This is a genomic window from Paracoccus sp. SMMA_5_TC (assembly GCF_009696685.2).
Lineage (GTDB): Bacteria > Pseudomonadota > Alphaproteobacteria > Rhodobacterales > Rhodobacteraceae > Paracoccus.
On record NZ_CP102355.1, the window covers coordinates 248,931 to 265,119 of the forward strand.

16 protein-coding genes are annotated in these 16,189 nt (G+C 68.4%); 5 read left to right on the top strand and 11 right to left on the bottom strand.

Features of this window, described 5'->3' with window-relative positions:
- Positions 1 to 15: 15 nt before the first annotated feature.
- The 4 genes from GB880_RS01255 to GB880_RS01270 form a co-directional block, all read right to left on the bottom strand.
- Positions 16 to 981, bottom strand: coding sequence for a DUF808 domain-containing protein (locus tag GB880_RS01255; protein ID WP_154493390.1), 966 nt, complete (start codon positions 979 to 981; stop codon positions 16 to 18).
- Between the two features lie 165 nt (positions 982 to 1,146).
- A complete protein-coding gene (locus GB880_RS01260; RefSeq protein ID WP_154493388.1) occupies positions 1,147 to 1,710 on the bottom strand; it encodes a fasciclin domain-containing protein in 564 nt (187 codons plus the stop codon).
- An 89-nt stretch (positions 1,711 to 1,799) separates the two neighbouring features.
- Complete coding sequence (locus GB880_RS01265; RefSeq protein WP_154493386.1) at positions 1,800 to 2,510, bottom strand: anti-sigma factor; 711 nt, start codon at positions 2,508 to 2,510, stop codon at positions 1,800 to 1,802.
- Positions 2,507 to 3,061 carry a sigma-70 family RNA polymerase sigma factor gene (locus tag GB880_RS01270; RefSeq protein WP_154493384.1) on the bottom strand — a complete coding sequence of 185 codons (555 nt, stop codon included), beginning with the start codon at positions 3,059 to 3,061 and terminating at the stop codon, positions 2,507 to 2,509. The genes GB880_RS01265 and GB880_RS01270 overlap by 4 nt, the downstream gene beginning before the upstream one ends.
- A 150-nt stretch (positions 3,062 to 3,211) precedes the next feature.
- Between GB880_RS01270 and cobS the strand changes: the two genes are divergently transcribed.
- The 4 genes from cobS (at position 3,212) to GB880_RS01290 (ending at position 9,350) form a co-directional block, all read left to right on the top strand.
- Entirely contained in the window at positions 3,212 to 4,186 is a 975-nt protein-coding gene (gene cobS / locus GB880_RS01275; protein WP_154493382.1) for a cobaltochelatase subunit CobS, read from the top strand.
- A gap of 88 nt (positions 4,187 to 4,274) precedes the next feature.
- A complete protein-coding gene (gene cobT, locus GB880_RS01280) occupies positions 4,275 to 6,137 on the top strand; it encodes a cobaltochelatase subunit CobT (protein ID WP_154493380.1) in 1,863 nt (620 codons plus the stop codon).
- 92 nt (positions 6,138 to 6,229) lie between these two features.
- A complete protein-coding gene (gene epsE, locus GB880_RS01285) occupies positions 6,230 to 7,522 on the top strand; it encodes an exopolysaccharide biosynthesis GT4 family glycosyltransferase EpsE (protein WP_263467232.1) in 1,293 nt (430 codons plus the stop codon).
- A gap of 10 nt (positions 7,523 to 7,532) precedes the next feature.
- Positions 7,533 to 9,350: an aminopeptidase P family protein gene (locus GB880_RS01290; RefSeq protein ID WP_154494507.1), complete on the top strand. Its 1,818-nt coding sequence runs from the start codon at positions 7,533 to 7,535 to the stop codon at positions 9,348 to 9,350.
- Here GB880_RS01290 and GB880_RS01295 read toward each other — a convergent pair.
- Positions 9,347 to 10,393, bottom strand: coding sequence for a DUF475 domain-containing protein (locus tag GB880_RS01295; protein WP_154494506.1), 1,047 nt, complete (start codon positions 10,391 to 10,393; stop codon positions 9,347 to 9,349). The two genes, GB880_RS01290 and GB880_RS01295, sit on opposite strands and share 4 nt — an antisense overlap.
- Before the next feature lie 88 nt (positions 10,394 to 10,481).
- Here GB880_RS01295 and GB880_RS01300 point away from each other — a divergent pair, with 88 nt between their 5' ends.
- Positions 10,482 to 11,147, top strand: a complete 666-nt coding sequence (locus GB880_RS01300) for a DUF1045 domain-containing protein (protein WP_263467233.1) — start codon at positions 10,482 to 10,484, stop codon at positions 11,145 to 11,147.
- Here the strand turns inward: GB880_RS01300 and GB880_RS01305 are convergent.
- Genes GB880_RS01305 through GB880_RS01330 form a run of 6 tightly spaced genes read right to left on the bottom strand, consistent with a single transcriptional unit; the run spans position 11,144 to position 16,032 of the window.
- On the bottom strand, positions 11,144 to 12,106 hold the full coding sequence (locus GB880_RS01305) for a magnesium transporter CorA family protein (protein WP_229774511.1): 963 nt from the start codon (positions 12,104 to 12,106) through the stop codon (positions 11,144 to 11,146). The two genes, GB880_RS01300 and GB880_RS01305, sit on opposite strands and share 4 nt — an antisense overlap.
- Positions 12,103 to 13,413 (bottom strand): glycerate kinase type-2 family protein, encoded by a 1,311-nt coding sequence (locus tag GB880_RS01310; RefSeq protein WP_263467234.1) that lies wholly within the window; start codon positions 13,411 to 13,413, stop codon positions 12,103 to 12,105. Before GB880_RS01310 ends, GB880_RS01305 begins: the two co-directional genes overlap by 4 nt.
- Complete coding sequence (locus tag GB880_RS01315) at positions 13,413 to 14,363, bottom strand: 2-hydroxyacid dehydrogenase (RefSeq protein WP_154550765.1); 951 nt, start codon at positions 14,361 to 14,363, stop codon at positions 13,413 to 13,415. Before GB880_RS01315 ends, GB880_RS01310 begins: the two co-directional genes overlap by 1 nt.
- Complete coding sequence (locus GB880_RS01320) at positions 14,363 to 14,692, bottom strand: tRNA-binding protein (RefSeq protein WP_154494571.1); 330 nt, start codon at positions 14,690 to 14,692, stop codon at positions 14,363 to 14,365. The genes GB880_RS01315 and GB880_RS01320 overlap by 1 nt, the downstream gene beginning before the upstream one ends.
- A complete protein-coding gene (proC, locus tag GB880_RS01325; protein WP_154494570.1) occupies positions 14,689 to 15,492 on the bottom strand; it encodes a pyrroline-5-carboxylate reductase in 804 nt (267 codons plus the stop codon). Before proC ends, GB880_RS01320 begins: the two co-directional genes overlap by 4 nt.
- 36 nt (positions 15,493 to 15,528) lie before the next feature.
- Positions 15,529 to 16,032 carry a YbjN domain-containing protein gene (locus GB880_RS01330; RefSeq protein ID WP_154494569.1) on the bottom strand — a complete coding sequence of 168 codons (504 nt, stop codon included), beginning with the start codon at positions 16,030 to 16,032 and terminating at the stop codon, positions 15,529 to 15,531.
- Positions 16,033 to 16,189: the final 157 nt, after the last annotated feature.

Consider the following 16,189-nt stretch of genomic DNA (forward strand, 5'->3'; position numbering starts at 1 on the left):
GGGGCGCCAGCAGTCTCAGCCGCCGCCGAAAGCGCGCTTGCCCATGCCTATCAGCGGGTTGAGCAGATAATGCGCGACCGGGATCAGCACCATGCCCAAGATCAGGCCCAGGATACCGTCGAAGAAGGCGGTGGTGACCCAGGCGGCGACGCCCGGGGCGGCCGGCACGGCATGGGCGGCGGCCTCGGCGCGGTGGTGGATCCACTCATAGGGTTGGTGCTGGCCCAGTTCGTGCAGGCCGTGAATGACGATCTGGCCGCCCACCCAGATCATCGCCGCGGTGCCGACGACGGTCAGCACCCGCATGAAGCCGGGCATCACCCGCACGATACCGCGCCCCAGCCCGGCCAGCGCGCCGCCACGCCGGGCCAGATGCAGCCCGAAATCGTCCGCCTTCACGATCAGCGCGACAAAACCATAGACCGCCACGGTGATCCCCACCGCGACCACGAACAGGATCACCGCCTTCATCCACAGCGTGTCGCTGCTGGGAATGGCGGCCAGCGCGATGGTCATGATCTCGGCCGACAGGATGAAATCGGTCTTGATGGCGCCGCGCACGCGCTCTTCCTCAAGTCCGGCGCCGCCGTCCGCGGTCGGGCGCAGATGCGCCTCGTTGCCATGGTCGTGGGCCAGCGCGTGCCAGACCTTTTCCGCGCCCTCGTAGCACAGATAGGATCCGCCCAGCATCAGCAATGGCGTGATCAGCCAGGGGGCGAATGCCGACAACAGCAGCGCCAGCGGCAACAGGATCACCAGCTTGTTGAACAGCGAGCCACGCGCGATCTTCAGCACGATCGGCACCTCGCGGGCGGCGGAAAAACCGTGCATGTATTTCGGGGTCACCGCGGCATCGTCGATCACCGCGCCTGCCGCCTTGGCACCGGCCTTGACGGCCTGACCTGCCACATCGTCGACCGATGCGGCGGCAATCTTGGCAATTCCCGCCACGTCGTCCAGCAGCGCCAGCAATCCGCTCATGCCCGATATCCCGTCCTGTCCCGAGGTCGCATCCCACGGGCGCTCCGCTGGCGCCCGTCGGCAAGTTCTGCGCATGTAACGCGCCAAGGGCAAGCGGGTTCGACATGCGAAGCGGCCCGCGGGGGGTGGACCCGCGGGCCTGCCGCCGAAGAGGCGAGAGGGGGCTTACATCTTCGGCAGCAGCACGGTGTCGATCACATGGATGACGCCGTTCGACTGGTCGACATCCGGAATGGTGACCGTGGCAACATTGCCGTTTTCATCCGTCAGCTGAAGGGCGTTGTTTTCGGCATTGATGCTGGCGGTCAGGGTGCAGCCGCCCAAGGTCTTGACGGCATGGCTGCCGCCGTCATCCTTGATCATCTTGCCGATCGCGGGGGACATCGCCTCGGCGCCCACCACGTGACAGGTCAGGATCTGGGTCAGCTTGTCCTTGTTCTCGGGCTTCAGCAGATCCTCGACGGTGCCCTTCGGCAGCTTTTCAAAGGCCGCATTGGTGGGGGCAAAGACGGTGAAGGGGCCGGGGCCCGACAAGGTTTCGGCCAGACCCGCAGCCGTAACGGCCGCGACCAGCGTGCTGTGGTCAGCCGACATCGAGGCGTTTTCGACGATGGTCTTGTCCGGCATCATTTCGGCGCCGCCAACCATGGTATTGGCGGCCAGCGCGGCCGAAGCCGCCAGGCCGGCAGCAAGGGTCAGGGCAACGGTCTTGCCAAAGCGGATGGTCATCGCAGTTTCCTCCGTTGATGGGCGGGCGCCTTGTCGCGCCCGATGCCCCTAGACACGCAAACGCGCGGGCAAAGTTGCGACACATCCCATCACGAAGCCGTGAGCGGCGCGATCGCCACCACCGGCCCTGTGGCCTGCCCGGTGGGCGAGCCGCCCGCCGGTTCGTCCGACAGCGCGATCTGCACGCCCGCCCCGGGATCCAGCCCCGCGGGCAGCTCTGCGCGCAACTCTCCCTGCCGCGGCACCACCCCCAGCGAGATGGGCGCCGAGCCGTCGGGCTTGATCCACCAGATTTCCCAATCGCGCCCCTCGGCAGCCGGGCCGCTTTGCAATTGCAGCCGGAATTCGCGGCCGCTGACCTGGGCCGCCACCCGCAACCCCTGGTCGGCAGCGGCCAGTTCGGCCCGCCAGCCGGGCGCGGGCGTCGTGCGTTCGGGCAGCATCGGCATCAGCCAGACCAGCGCCAGCGCCAGCACCGCCACTGCCCCCCCGAACAGCGCCCAGGGCCGCTGCCACCAGCGCGGGCGGGTCTCGATGGGCTGGCTGAACAGCGGCTGCGCATGGCCCAGCGCCTCGCGGATGCGCTGGCGGGTGCGCGCGGGCGGCAGGACAGGGGTCAGATCCTCGGTCAGGCTGGCCAGCCTTTCCTGCCAGGCCTGCACCCGCGCCTGAAAGTCCGGGTCCGCCAGCCGCGCCAGGATCAATTGCGCCTCGTCACCCTGCAAAAGGCCCAGCGCCAGCTCCGCGGCCAGAACCTCGTCCAGGTCATCGGGATCAAGGGGTTCGGTTTCCTGGCTCATTGGCTGACACAATCCTTCAGCCGCAGCAGGCTGCGCCTGAGCCAGCTGCGCAGGGTATTGAGCGCCATGCCCTCGCGCGCGGCCAGATCGGCATAGCTCATGCCTTCCAGATAGACGGCGCGCACCGCCCCCGCCTGAGCGGATTCGAGCCGCGACAGGCAATCGCCCAGCAGGCGCCGTTCCTGGGCACGGATGGCCGCCATTTCGGGCGAGGGCTGGGACGCGGGCAGATCGGCCGCCGCCTCGGCCGGGGCATGCGCCGGCTGACCGCGTCGCGCCCGCAGCCGGTCGATGGCACGGTTGCGGGCAATGGTAATCAGCCAGGTCATCGGCGAAAGACCATTCGCGGCATAGCGCGACGCGCCCTGCCAGACCCGGATGTAAACCTCTTGCAGGGTATCCTCGGCCTCGGGGCGATCCTTCAGCACCGCCAGGCAGACCGCGTGCAGCTTGGCCGAAGTCGCCTCATACAGGCTGTCGAAAGCCGCCCTGTCGCCCAGCGCGACGCGGGCGATCAGATCCTCGAGCTGGCGCAGGCGCGGATCGGGCAAGGCGGGCTCCTGTCCTGGGTCCGGCCAGCCTAGGCCGGGGTCGCGGCGGGCGTCAATCGCCGTGGACGGCTGCGGCGGCCATATGCGCGAATGCTTGCACGTGCCCGCCGAATGCGCGATCAATGCCGCGACAGAACGAAAGGGCCGCCAATGCTGGACATGAACGCGAAACCGACCGAGGAAATCGACCTGCGCGCGGTCTTTGGGCTGGACAGCGACATGAAGGTCAAGGGCTTTGCCGAGCGCAGCGAGCGCGTGCCCGAAATCGACCCGACCTACAAGTTCGATCCCGACACCACCCTGGCGATCCTGGCCGGGTTTGCCTATAACCGCCGGGTGATGATCCAGGGCTATCACGGCACCGGCAAGTCGACGCATATAGAACAGGTGGCGGCGCGGCTGAACTGGCCCTGCGTGCGGGTGAACCTGGACAGCCACGTCAGCCGCATCGACCTGATCGGCAAGGATGCGATCAAGCTGGTCGACGGCAAGCAGGTGACGGTGTTTCACGAAGGCATCCTGCCCTGGGCCCTGCGCAACCCGACCGCCATCGTCTTTGACGAATACGACGCCGGCCGGGCCGACGTGATGTTCGTGATCCAGCGCGTCCTGGAAGCCGACGGCAAGCTGACCCTGCTGGACCAGAACGAGGTCATCACCCCGAACCCCTATTTCCGGCTGTTCGCCACCGCCAATACCGTGGGCCTTGGCGATACCACCGGGCTTTACCATGGCACCCAGCAGATCAACCAGGGCCAGATGGACCGCTGGTCGCTGGTCAGCACGCTGAACTACCTGTCCCACGACGCCGAGGCCGCGATCGTGCTGGCCAAGAACCCGACCTACAACACCGAAAAGGGCCGCCGGATCATCAGCCAGATGGTAACGCTGGCCGACCTGACCCGCACCGCCTTCATGCAGGGCGACCTGTCCACGGTGATGTCGCCGCGCACGGTGATCGCCTGGGCCCAGAACGCCCGCATCTTCGGCGACAACATCGGCTACGCCTTCCGCCTGACCTTCCTGAACAAATGCGACGAACTGGAACGCCAGACCGTCGCCGAGTTCTATCAGCGCCTGTTCGACGAAGAACTGCCCGAAAGCGCGGCGGTCAAGGCGGGGTAAGGCGCGCGGCCAGGCGACTGCCGCCCGAACGGACCGGCTTCGGGGCCCGGCCCCGGTGCCTGACAGCCCGCCCACCGTTGGAGGAGAAATGAAGAAATCCGACAACCCCGCCGATCCGTTCAAGAAGGCCCTGACCGAAGCCACGCGCGCCCTGGCCGAGGATCACGACCTGAACGTCACCTTCAGCGCCGATCCCTCGGGCGTCACCGGCGACACCATGCGCCTGCCGCAGGTCAGCCGCCGCATGACGCGCGAGGAAATCCTGCTGGCGCGCGGGACCGCCGATGCCCTGGCGATGAAGCTGCGCCATCACGATCCGGCCACCCACGCGAAATACGTGCCCGCCGGCCCGATGGCGCGCGATCTTTATGAGGCGATGGAAACCGCGCGCTGCGAGGCACTGGGCGCGCGCGACATGCCCGGTGCGCTGTCCAATATCGACGCCCGCCTGGGCCATGACGCCGAACGCAAGGGCTATGGCCAGATCAAGTCGCCCGCCGACGCGCCGCTGGCGGTGGCGGCCGGCTATATCCTGCGCCAGGCCGCGACCGGGCGCCCCCTGCCCGCCGCCGCCCAGCACGTGGCCGACCTGTGGCGCCCCTTTGTCGAGGAACAGGCCGGCGCCGAACTGGAACAGGTCAACAGCGTGCTGGCCGATCAGGCGGCCTTCGCACGCCTTGCCCGCAAGGTCATCGCCGATCTGGGCTATGGCGACCAGCTGGGCGAAGACCCCGACGAGCCGCAAGAGGACGAGGCCCAGGAAAACGCCGAACAGGACGACGAGGCCGGCGACAACCAGTCGCGCGACCAGAACCCCGATGACGAGGCCGAGGCCAGCCCCGAACGCACCCAGGAACAGACCCAGGACGAACGCCAGGCCCAGGTCAGCATGGATGACCAGTCCGACGAGGAACTGGCCGACGAGGCCGAGACATCTGAGACCGAGCCCCCGCCCGACCTGCCGCCCCCGGTCAGCGAGGCCAGCCCCGACTATCGCGTCTATACCCAGCAGTTCGACGAGGAAATCCGCGCCGAGGATCTGGCCGACCCGGCGGAACTGGAACGGCTGCGCGCCTATCTGGACAAGCAGCTCGAGCCGCTGCGCGGCGCGGTCAGCCGCCTGGCCAACAAGTTGCAGCGCCGCCTGCAGGCGCAGCAGAACCGCAGCTGGGAATTCGACAAGGAAGAAGGCGTTCTGGACGCCGGGCGCCTTGCGCGCGTGGTGGCCAACCCGACCACGCCCCTGTCCTTCAAGATCGAAAAGGATACCGAATTCCGCGATACGGTGGTGACGCTGCTGCTGGACAATTCGGGTTCGATGCGCGGGCGCCCGATCAGCATTGCCGCCATCTGCGCCGATGTGCTGGCGCGCACGCTGGAACGTTCGCAGGTCAAGGTCGAGATCCTGGGCTTTACCACCCGCGCCTGGAAGGGCGGACAGGCGCGCGAATCCTGGCTGGCCGCAGGCCGCCCGGCCCAGCCCGGCCGGCTGAACGACCTGCGCCACATCATCTACAAGGGGGCCGACGCCCCCTGGCGGCGGGTGCGCCCGAACCTGGGCCTGATGATGAAAGAGGGGCTGCTCAAGGAAAACATCGATGGCGAGGCGCTGGAATGGGCGCATCGGCGCCTTGTGCGCCGCCCCGAACAGCGCCGCATCCTGATGGTGATTTCCGATGGTGCCCCGGTCGATGACAGCACCCTGTCGGTCAATCCGGCGAATTTCCTGGAAAAACACCTGCGCGATGTGATCGCGATGATCGAAAGGCGCAAGCAGGTCGAACTGCTGGCGATCGGCATTGGCCATGACGTCACCCGCTATTACCAGCGCGCCGTCACCATCACCGATGCCGAACAGCTGGCCGGTGCCATTACCGAACAGCTGGCCGCCCTGTTCGAGGCCGACCCGCGCAAGCGGGCCCGGGCCATGCAGCAGCGCCGCCCGGCCTAGAACGCGCAGGGCGGCTTGATCTGGCCCGGCACCCGTGCGACCAATCCGGGGTGCGGCCCAGGCGGGGCCCGGGCTTTCCGGTGGGATTTCAGGTGCTGAAAATCGGTTTCTTCATTCCCGAATTTCCGGGCCAGACGCATATCTTCCTGTGGCGGGAACGCCAGGCGCTGGCCGAACTTGGGATCCAGGCCGACCTGATCTCGACCCGGCCGCCGCCGCGCAGCATCGCATCGCACAGCTGGGGGGCGGCGGCCCAGGCCCAGACCCGCTATCTGCTGCCGCTGGAAGGCGGTCCGCTGCGGCTCGTCGCGGATCTGCTGCGGGCGGGGCCGCGCGGCTGGATGCGCGGATTGTCCGCGGCCCTGCGCGCCGAAACCCAGGGCGGGCTCAAGGGCCGGGTGCGGATGCTGGCGCTGCTGGCCATGGGGGCACGGCTTGCGGGGATCGCCCGCGACCGCGGCTGGACGCACGTCCATGTCCACAGCTGCGCCGACAGCGCCAATATCGCCATGTTCGCCCAGCGATTGGGCGGCCCCAGCTACAGCCTGACCCTGCATGGCCCGACGCTGGACGGATACGGCCCCAACCAGCGCCAGAAATGGCGCCACGCCCGCTTTGCCACCATCATCTCGCGCCTGCTGCTGGGGGTGGCGCAGCGCGAAATCGGCCCCGACCTGCCGCCGGTGGTGCTGGTGGCGCCGATGGGGGTCGATCTGGCGCAGATCCGGCGCGCCGCGCCCTGGCAGCCGCCTGCGCCCGGAACGCCGCTGCGCGTCTTTTCCTGCGGGCGGCTGAATGCGGTCAAGGGCCACGACCACCTGATCCGCACCATCCAGATCCTGCGCGATCAGGGCATCGACGCCCGGCTGGAAATCGCGGGCGAGGACGAACAGGGTGGCAGCGGCTATCGCCGCCAGCTCGAGGCGCTGATTGCCCAGGCCGGGCTGCAGGATGTCGTCACCCTGCTGGGCGCCGTCAGCGAGGATCGCGTTCGCCAGGGGCTGGAGCAGGCGCATGTCTTTGCGCTGGCCAGCCTGAACGAGGGGATCTCGGTCGCCATCATGGAGGCGATGGCAATGGAAATGCCGGTCGTCGTAACCGATGTGGGCGGCAATCACGAATTGATCACCTCGGGGCGCGACGCGATTCTGGTGCCGCCGGAACGGCCCGAGATCATGGCCGCCGAAATCGCCCGGCTTTACGCCGAACCCGACCATGCGCGGCAACTGGCGCAGGCGTCGCGCGCGCGCGTGGAACAGGATTTTCACCATCGCCGCAGCGCGCAGGCCGTGGCCGAAGGGCTTGCCCGCACCCTGCCCGGCGCGGCCGCGCATCTGCGGATCGCGCCCGCGACCGATTCACCCCACCCCCTTCGCCAGCACTGACAGGTTCGCCATGTTCCAGACCTATGACAGCCACTCTGATCCCGGCCTGCATCCGCCGCGGCTGGCGGCGCTGCGCCAGACCCTGGCCGCGCGCGATCTGAACGGCATGCTGGTGCCGCGCGCCGACGCGCATCAGGGCGAATATGTCGCCGCGCACGACGCCCGTCTGGCCTGGCTGACGGGCTTTTCCGGCAGCGCCGGCTTTTGCATCGTCACCCCGGACCGCGCCGGCGTGTTCATCGATGGTCGCTACCGCGTCCAGGTCAAGGCCGAGGTCGATCCCGCCCATTTCACCCCCGTCCCCTGGCCCGAGACGCGGCCCGCCGACTGGCTGCGCGAGTCCCTGCCCGAGGGCGGGCGTATCGGCTATGATCCCTGGCTGCACACCCGGCGCGAAATCCGAGATCTGGAAATCGGTCTGACGGGCTCGGGCATTGCGCTGATCGCGATGGAGACGAACCCCATCGATGCCATCTGGTCAGACCAGCCGGCGCCGCCGGTGGGTGTGGTCCGCCTGTGGCCCGATCAGATCGCCGGCCAGACCGCCGCGGAAAAGCGCGCCCGCATCGCGCAGGAACTGCGCAACTCGGGCCAACGGGCCGCCGTGCTGACCCTGCCTGATTCGATTTCGTGGCTGCTGAACATCCGCGGCGCCGATGTGCCGCGCAATCCCGTGGTGCAGGCCTTTGCCATCATCGAGGATAACGGCCATGTCGCGATCTTTGCCAACCCGGCCAAATTCCCGCCCGAGGTGCGCGCCGCCCTGGGCAACGAGGTCTCGGTGCTGCCGTCCGAGGCGCTGACGCCGGCGCTGACCAACCTGTCGGGGCCGGTGCGGGTCGATCCGGCCAGCGCCCCCGACCGGGTCTTTACCCTGATCGAAAGCATGAAAACCCCCATTGCCGAGGCCGCCGATCCGGTGATCCTGCCCAAGGCGACCAAGAACGCGGCCGAAATTGCCGGCATGCGCGACGCGCATCTGCGCGACGGCGCTGCGGTCTGCGAATTGCTGTGCTGGCTGGACGCCCGCGCCCACACGCTCGACAGCCAGCCGCTGACCGAAATCGACGTGGCGCGGCAACTGGAACAGTTCCGCCGCGACCGGGGCGCGCTGGACATCAGCTTTGACACGATTGCCGCGACCGGCCCGCATGCGGCGATCCCGCATTACCACGTCAGCACCGCCAGCAACCTGCGCATCCTGCCCGGCCAGGTTCTGCTGGTCGATTCCGGCGGCCAATACGACACCGGCACCACCGACATCACCCGCACCCTGCCGATGGGTCCGGTCGATCCGGCAGTTCGTCGCCCCTATACGCGGGTGCTGCAAGGCATGATCGCGGTGACGCGGCTGCAATTTCCGCGCGGCATCGCCGGTTGCCACATCGATGCGCTGGCCCGCGCCCCCCTTTGGGCCGAGGGCATGGATTACGATCACGGCACCGGCCATGGCGTGGGCGCGGGCCTGTCGGTGCACGAGGGACCGGTGCGAATCGCCCGCATATCCGACATTCCGCTGCAACCGGGAATGATCCTGTCGAACGAGCCGGGATATTACCGCGAGGGTGCCTTTGGCATCCGCATCGAAAACCTGATCGTGGTCGAACCGCGCGACAGCGCCGACGGCCGCGCGATGCTGGGGTTCGAGACCCTGACCTTTGCGCCGATCGACCGGCGGCTGATCGAGCCGGGCTTGATGTCGGCCGAGGACATCGCCTGGCTCGACGCCTATCACGCGCAGGTTTTCGACAAGCTGGCGCCGCTGGTCAGCGCGGCGACGCGCGACTGGCTGTTTCTGGCCACGCGCCCGCTGGCCAGCCTGTCCTAGCGGTCGCGCTGGCGCCGGCGCCAGGCAAGCGAGCTGAGAAAGGCGGTGCCGATGAAGCCCGCCCCCAGCAGCCCTGTCAGCACCTCGGGGATGGGGCGCAGGGTCTGGGCGAACATCAGCACCGACAGCACGAAGATCGACCAGAAGGCGCCGTGTTCCAGATAGCGGAATTCGGCCAGGGTGCCGCGTTCGACCAGCATCACCGTCATCGAGCGCACATACATCGCCCCGATCCCCAGCCCGATGGCGATCAGGAACAGGTTCTGGGTCAGGGCAAAGGCACCGATCACCCCGTCGAAGCTGAAGGAGGCGTCCAGCACCTCAAGATACAGGAACGCGCCCAGCCCGCCGCGGGCGATGCCCGCCTGGGCCTGGCTGGCGCCCCATTGGTCCAGCACATGGCCCAGCATGTCGACGCCCAGGTAGGTGATGACCCCCCAGATCGCCGCCACGATGAAGCCGTGTTCCTTTTCGGCCGGCAGCTGGCCCACAACGACCAGGATGCAGGCCAGCACAAAGCCCACCTCCATGCCACGAATCTCGCCCAGCTTGCGCAAGGCCGCCTCGACGCCCTTGATCCAGTCGACGTCCTTGGCCTCGTCAAAGAAATAGTTCAGCGCTACCAGCATCAGGAACGATCCGCCAAAGGCGGCGATGGGCAGATGCGCCTCGTGGATGATACGCGAATATTCCTGCGGCTGGGTAGCGGCCAGGCGCACCGCCTGCCACGGGCCCAGCCGGGCCGCGATCACCACCACCAGCAGCGGAAAGATCACCCGCATGCCGAACACCGCGATGATGATGCCCCAGGTCAGGAATCGCCGCTGCCATTTCGGCGTCATCTGCTTCAGCTTCTGGGCGTTGACGATCGCATTGTCGAAACTGAGCGAGATTTCCAGCACCGCCAGGATGGCCGCGATCAGGAAAAAGGCCAGAACCCCCGCCTGGCTGTGATGATACTGCCAGCCCAATGCGCCGGCCAGGACCAGACCGATGCCGGTGACGATCAGGGGCCAGACCAGATAGCTCAGCGTCGATCTCATGCGGGCCATTCCTGCGGTTGCTGTCCCCGTGATAGGCTGCGGCGCCCGGGCATACAACCTGGCGCGCATCTGCAAGGGACGCGGGAATTTGCGACGTTACGCCATCTATCACCTGCCCGGGGGCGATCTGGGGGCCTTTGGCAGCCGCTGGCTGGGCTGGGACGCGCGCCGGGGTTGCGCCGTCGCGCCCGCGCCCGACCTGCCCGGCCGGGCCGAGGCCGTTTCCACCCCGTGCCGCTACGGCTTTCACGCCACCTTGAAGGCGCCCTTTGCGCTGGCACCGGGGCGCAGCCCACAGGCGCTGGCGCGGGCGCTGCGCGACATCTGCGCGCATCTGCCCGCCGTGGACCTGGCGTTGACGCTCAGCTGCGACTGGGGATTTGTGGCGCTGCGCCCCACACAGACGCCGCCCGACCTGCGGCGGATCGAGGCGGCGCTGGTCACCGGGCTGGACGGGTTTCGCGCACCGCTTGACGATCACGACCGCCAGCGGCGGCGCCCCCAGACCCTGCCCGCCCGCGCCCGCGCACATCTCGAACGCTGGGGCTATCCGTTCGTGCTGGACCTGTTCCAGTATCACCTGACGCTCAGCGGGGCGCTGGAACCGGGGCCGGCAAGCGCGCTGGCTGCGGGGCTGGCACCGCATCTGGAGCCGCTGTTGGCCCGGCCGCTGGCGCTGGACCGCGTGGCCTTGATGGGCGAGGACGCGCAGGGCCGCTTTCACATGATCGAGGAAGTGCCGCTGACCGGCTAGAGCCAGCGCCGCCATTTCAGCACCAGGAAGGTCACCACCGACGACCCCAGCATCAGCCCCAGCGCCATCGGAAAGCCCCAGGCCAGATGCAATTGCGGCATGATGTCGAAATTCATTCCATAGATGCTGGCGATCAGCGTCGGCGGCAGGAACAAGGCCGCCACCACCGACAGGATGCGCACGCGGTCGTTCTGTTGCAGCCCGATCATGCCCATGGTGGCATCCACGGTCATACCGATGCGCGAGCCCAGGAAATCGGCATGAACCTCCAGCGCCTGGATATCGCGCTGCACGGCCTTTTGCAGCGCGCGAATGCGGTCGCGATCCCCCTGGCTGAGGGCGTTGGCAGCGTGATACACAAGGATGCGATCCATCGACAACAGGCCCAGGCGAACCCGGCTCATCAGTTCCGCCTGCTGGCCGATGGTGACCAGAGCAATGCGCAGAAAGCCACCGTCACGGCTGGCGTCGCGGGTCAGAACCTCGGCGGCGGTGCGGTCGATGACACGCGTCACCCCTTCGGAGATATCGGCAAGTCGGCCGACGATTTCCTCGACCAGGCCCAGAAAGACCCGCTCGGCACTAGCGCAGCCGCTGCTGGAACGATCGGCGCGGGTGGGAAAGGTCTCGAAGGGGCGTGGCGCATGATGCCGCACGGTAACCAGGCGCTGCCCATCCAGGATGAAGGCCACCGGCATGGCGACATGGGTGCCGTCGGGCAACTGCCCGGGCAGGACGGCGGTCATGTGCAGCCGCCCGGCCTCGGTATAAAGCCGGTTGGAAATCTCGATCTCTTCCATGTCGGCCAGGCTGGGCACCTCGATACCCAGGTCGGCCAGCCGCGCGACCTGCGTCTCAAGCGGTCGATACAGGTCGATCCAGATGGCCTGGGCCAGATCCTCGGCATCGTCCTGGCGCCGCAGATGGCCGTCACGGGTCACATAGCTGTAAAGCATCATCGGTCCGTCGTTTCATCCGGGTCGGGCGTGGCCGGGGGTTCTGCCCGCACCAGCACAGCCAGATCGGCGACATTGGTGCCGGTCGCCCCCGTGATGACCAGCGCCCCCGCCGCGTCCAGGGCAGGCGTCGAATCGTTGCGTGCAAGGGATTGATGCGGATCGATCCCGGCCGCGCGCATCCGCGTCAGCGTCAGCGGGCCGACCAGCCCCCCGGCCGCCTGCCCCGGACCGTCGCGCCCGTCGCTGCCCACGGTGGCAAAGGCCCAGCCTCCGGCCAGCGGCGCGGCCTCGGCCAGCACCGCCAAGCGCAACGCCAGTTCCTGATTGCGGCCGCCCAGGCCGTCGCCTTGCAGGCGCACCGTGGTTTCGCCGCCAAAGGCCAATGCCCGCCCGGGCGCCAGGCCCGCGGCCAGATTCCAGATCGCCTGCGCGCAATCCTGCACGTCGCCCGTCAGCGGGATCGGCGCCGGATCGGCCCCCGCCGCCACCATCGCCGCCACCGAAATCGCGTTCGAGCCGACCAGGATATTGCGCGCGGCCGGCAGGGCGCGGCGGTCCTCGGGGCGCAGCAGCGCCGCGCGTGCGGTCTCGGGCATTCGGTCCCAGATGCCCAGCGCCCGGGCCATGTCCACCGCCTGCGCGCGGCTGCCCACCGGCGCCACTGTCGGACCCGAGGCGATCACCCGCAGGTCGTCACCAAGCACATCCGACAGGATCAGCGCGGTGACGGGCGCCGCCGACAGGCGCAGCCAACCGCCGCCCTTCAGCCGCGACAGGCCCTGACGGATCAGATTGACCTGAGCAATGTCGGCGCCCGAGGCCAGCAGCAGCGCATTCACCGCCTGCTTGTCGGCCAGGCTCATGCCCGGCGCCGGTGCCGGCAGCATTGCCGACCCCCCGCCCGAGATCAGCGCCAGCACCCGGTCGGCGGGACGGGCCGCGCGCAACAGCCGCTCGACCTCGTCGGCGGCGCGGGCGCCATCCGCATCAGGCTGAGGATGGCCGGCGCGCAGCACCCGCGCCCCCGGCAGCGGCGCGTCATTGCCGGCATTGGTGACGACCAAGGCCTGTGGCGCCGCGCCCGTCCCGGTCAGCGCCGCCAGCGCCGCCCCGGCCATCGCCCGCGCAGCCTTGCCCAATGCGATCACCAGCCACGAACCGCCCGGCCCCGGCGGATCGTCCAGCACCACCTGCATGTGGCGGGTGACCGCGGCCGCGGGATCGGCGGCGGCGATGCCGGCCCGGATCAGCGCCAGCGCCCGCCGGGCCGGATCAGGTTCGGTCGCGTCGGTCGGGCTGGTCGACATCAGTTGACGCGGTCGGGCAGCGCCCGACCTTCGGCAAAGGCGATCAGGTTGTTCAGCGCCCGCATGGCCATGGCGGTGCGCACCTCTTCGGCGGCAGTGCCCAGATGCGGCAGCAGGGTGACGTTTTCCATCGCCACCAGCTCGGGCGCGACGCGCGGCTCGAATTCATAGACATCCAGACCGGCGCCGGCGATGCGGCCTTGTTGCAGCGCGCGGACCAGCGCCGCTTCTTCGACCACGTCCCCGCGGGCAATGTTGATCAGGAAGGAGCGCGGCCCCAGCCGGTCAAGCTGCGCGTCGCCGATCATGTGCCGGGTGCCCGCCCCGCCCGGCACGGCGATCACCGCGAAATCCGCCTGCGCCAGCAGTTCATCCAGCCCCGAAACCTGACGGGCAGGAAAATCCAGCGCGGACACCAGCGAGCGGTTGTGAAAGATCACCGTCATGTCAAAGCCGAAATGGCAGCGCCGGGCGATGGCCTTGCCGATCCGGCCCATGCCGATGATGCCGACGGTCTTGCCGCTGACATGCCGGCCCAGCAATTGCGTCGGCGTCCAGCCGGTCCATGCACCGCGACGCAACAGCCGCTCGCCCTCGCCGGCGCGGCGCGCGGTCATCAGCATCAGCGTCAACGCGATGTCTGCGGTCGCCTCGGTCACCGCATCGGGGGTATTGGTCACCGCCACCCCGGCCGCGGCGGCCGCGGCGGTGTCGATATGATTGTAGCCGGCGCCGAAATTCGCCAGCAGGCGGCAGCGCGGCGTGCCGGAAAACGCCTCGGCGGTGAAGCGGTCGCCCAGGGTCGGCATGATCGCGTCATATTCGGACAGGGCGCGCGCGGCCTCGTCCACGCTCAGCCCCTCGTTGCGGTCCAGCACGACGGCGTCGAAACGGGCGCGCAGCGCCTCTTCTGCGGCATCGGTCATACGCCGCGTCACCAGCAGTTTCATCAATAAAGCCTCCCGCCTTCGGGGACCGGTCGGTCCGGTCCGATCAGCACCACCTGTCCATCGGCGTCGGGCAGACCCAGCACCAGAACCTCCGAGCGGAACTTGCCGATCTGGCGCGGGGGAAAGTTCACCACCGCCAGCACCTGCCGGCCGACCAGCGATTCGGGCGCATAATGCGCGGTGATCTGGGCCGAGCTTTGCCGCTGGCCCAGGTCGCCGAAGTCGAGCCACAGCTTGATCGCAGGCTTGCGCGCCTCGGGGAAGGGTTCGGCGCGCAGGATACGGCCCACGCGGATATCGACCCTCTCGAAATCCTCAAGCTCGATCATCGGCCCAGTTCGCGCCCCCGCGCCGCCGCGGCGGCAATGGTGCGCCGCATCAGCGGGGCCAGACCGGTTTCGGCATCCATCAGTTGCGCCAGACCCGCCGCGGTGGTGCCGCCGGGCGAGGTCACGTTTTCGCGCAGGATCGCCGGATCCTCGTCCTCGGCCACCGCCAGGGCGCCGGCGCCGGCCACCGTCACCCGCGCCAGTTCCAGCGCCAGGGCGGGATCCAGCCCCTCGGCCACGCCAGCCGCGGCCATCGCCTCGATCAGGTGAAAGACATAGGCCGGCCCCGAACCCGACAGCGCCGTCACCGCGTCCATCTGATCCTCGCTGTCCAGCTGCACCACGCGCCCCACGGCCGACAGCAGGCCCCGCGCCAAGGCCAGCTCGGGCGCGCCTGCCCGGGAGTTGCCGATGATGGCGGTAATGCCCTGGCCGATCGCAGCCGGCGTATTGGGCATGCTGCGCACCACCGGCGCCTGCGGAAACGCTCGCTCATAGGCGGCAATCGTCACCCCGGCGGCAACCGACAGCACCAGCGTACGGGCACCGACCTGCAGGCGGGGCAGCACCTCGGCCATCATCTGCGGCTTGACCGCGATCACCAGCACCGCCGGATCGGGCGGCAGATCGCCATTGACCGACACGCCAAGCGTTGCCAGATCGGGGCGCGGGCGGGGATCGACCACATGCACCGCAGCCGGCTGCAACCCGACCCGCAGCCAACCGTCCAGAAGCGCCCCGCCCATGCGGCCGCAGCCGACCAGCACCAGGCCGCGCGCGTTCACATCCGAAAAATCCATGCCTGCCCCCTTGCCTGCCGCCCGTCGGACGGACGTTCAGGCGCGACCGTAGGCCGCAGACATGGCGATGTCGAGAGCGGCCTCGGGCGTGGCATCGCCCCAACAGGCCAGCTGGAAACAGGGATAGAACCGCTCGGCATTCTCGATCGCGGTGCGGATCATCTGATCGATCTGTTCGGGGCTGGCCATCGCGTCCCCGGACAGCACCAGACCATAGCGCCAGACCATCAGCTTCTGCGCCGCCCAGAAGGTAAAGCCCCCATCCCAGACCTGATCATTGGCCAGGTTCAACACCTCGTAAAGCGCGGGCAGGCGTTCGGCGGGCGGGTCCATGTCGAAGGTGCAGATCAGGCGCAGCACCTCTTCGCGGCCCGACCAGGACAGGGTCAGCGAATAGCTGCGCCACTGCCCTTCAACCGCCATGGCGATCTGATCCTCGGCCAGGCGGTCGAAATCCCAGGCGCGGTGATTGGCCACGGTTTCGACAATGTCTATGGGATGGATATCCTCGCTGTGGATGAAATCGCCGGTCTGTGCCATGTCCTGTCCCCCTGTTTGTCCAAGAGCGGATGCGGGTTATCCCCAACCCCTTGTGGCCTTAGACTACACCCGGCGTCTGAACGGGGTGTGCCTACCAGATATCGTGGAACCGATCCATAAGCCTGTAAAGTGAAATAATGGTTACCCCCAGCAAAAT

Bases quoted from the DNA above. Each gene is read 5' to 3' on its own strand.
- GB880_RS01255 (WP_154493390.1), bottom strand. From the start codon at position 981: ATGAGCGGATTGCTGGCGCTGCTGGACGACGTGGCGGGAATTGCCAAG.
- GB880_RS01260 (WP_154493388.1), bottom strand. From the start codon at position 1,710: ATGACCATCCGCTTTGGCAAGACCGTTGCCCTGACCCTTGCTGCCGGC.
- GB880_RS01265 (WP_154493386.1), bottom strand. From the start codon at position 2,510: ATGAGCCAGGAAACCGAACCCCTTGATCCCGATGACCTGGACGAGGTT.
- cobS (WP_154493382.1), top strand. From the start codon at position 3,212: ATGCTGGACATGAACGCGAAACCGACCGAGGAAATCGACCTGCGCGCG.
- cobT (WP_154493380.1), top strand. From the start codon at position 4,275: ATGAAGAAATCCGACAACCCCGCCGATCCGTTCAAGAAGGCCCTGACC.
- GB880_RS01290 (WP_154494507.1), top strand. From the start codon at position 7,533: ATGTTCCAGACCTATGACAGCCACTCTGATCCCGGCCTGCATCCGCCG.
- GB880_RS01295 (WP_154494506.1), bottom strand. From the start codon at position 10,393: ATGAGATCGACGCTGAGCTATCTGGTCTGGCCCCTGATCGTCACCGGC.
- GB880_RS01305 (WP_229774511.1), bottom strand. From the start codon at position 12,106: ATGATGCTTTACAGCTATGTGACCCGTGACGGCCATCTGCGGCGCCAG.
- GB880_RS01310 (WP_263467234.1), bottom strand. From the start codon at position 13,413: ATGTCGACCAGCCCGACCGACGCGACCGAACCTGATCCGGCCCGGCGG.
- GB880_RS01315 (WP_154550765.1), bottom strand. From the start codon at position 14,363: ATGAAACTGCTGGTGACGCGGCGTATGACCGATGCCGCAGAAGAGGCG.
- GB880_RS01320 (WP_154494571.1), bottom strand. From the start codon at position 14,692: ATGATCGAGCTTGAGGATTTCGAGAGGGTCGATATCCGCGTGGGCCGT.
- proC (WP_154494570.1), bottom strand. From the start codon at position 15,492: ATGGATTTTTCGGATGTGAACGCGCGCGGCCTGGTGCTGGTCGGCTGC.
- GB880_RS01330 (WP_154494569.1), bottom strand. From the start codon at position 16,032: ATGGCACAGACCGGCGATTTCATCCACAGCGAGGATATCCATCCCATA.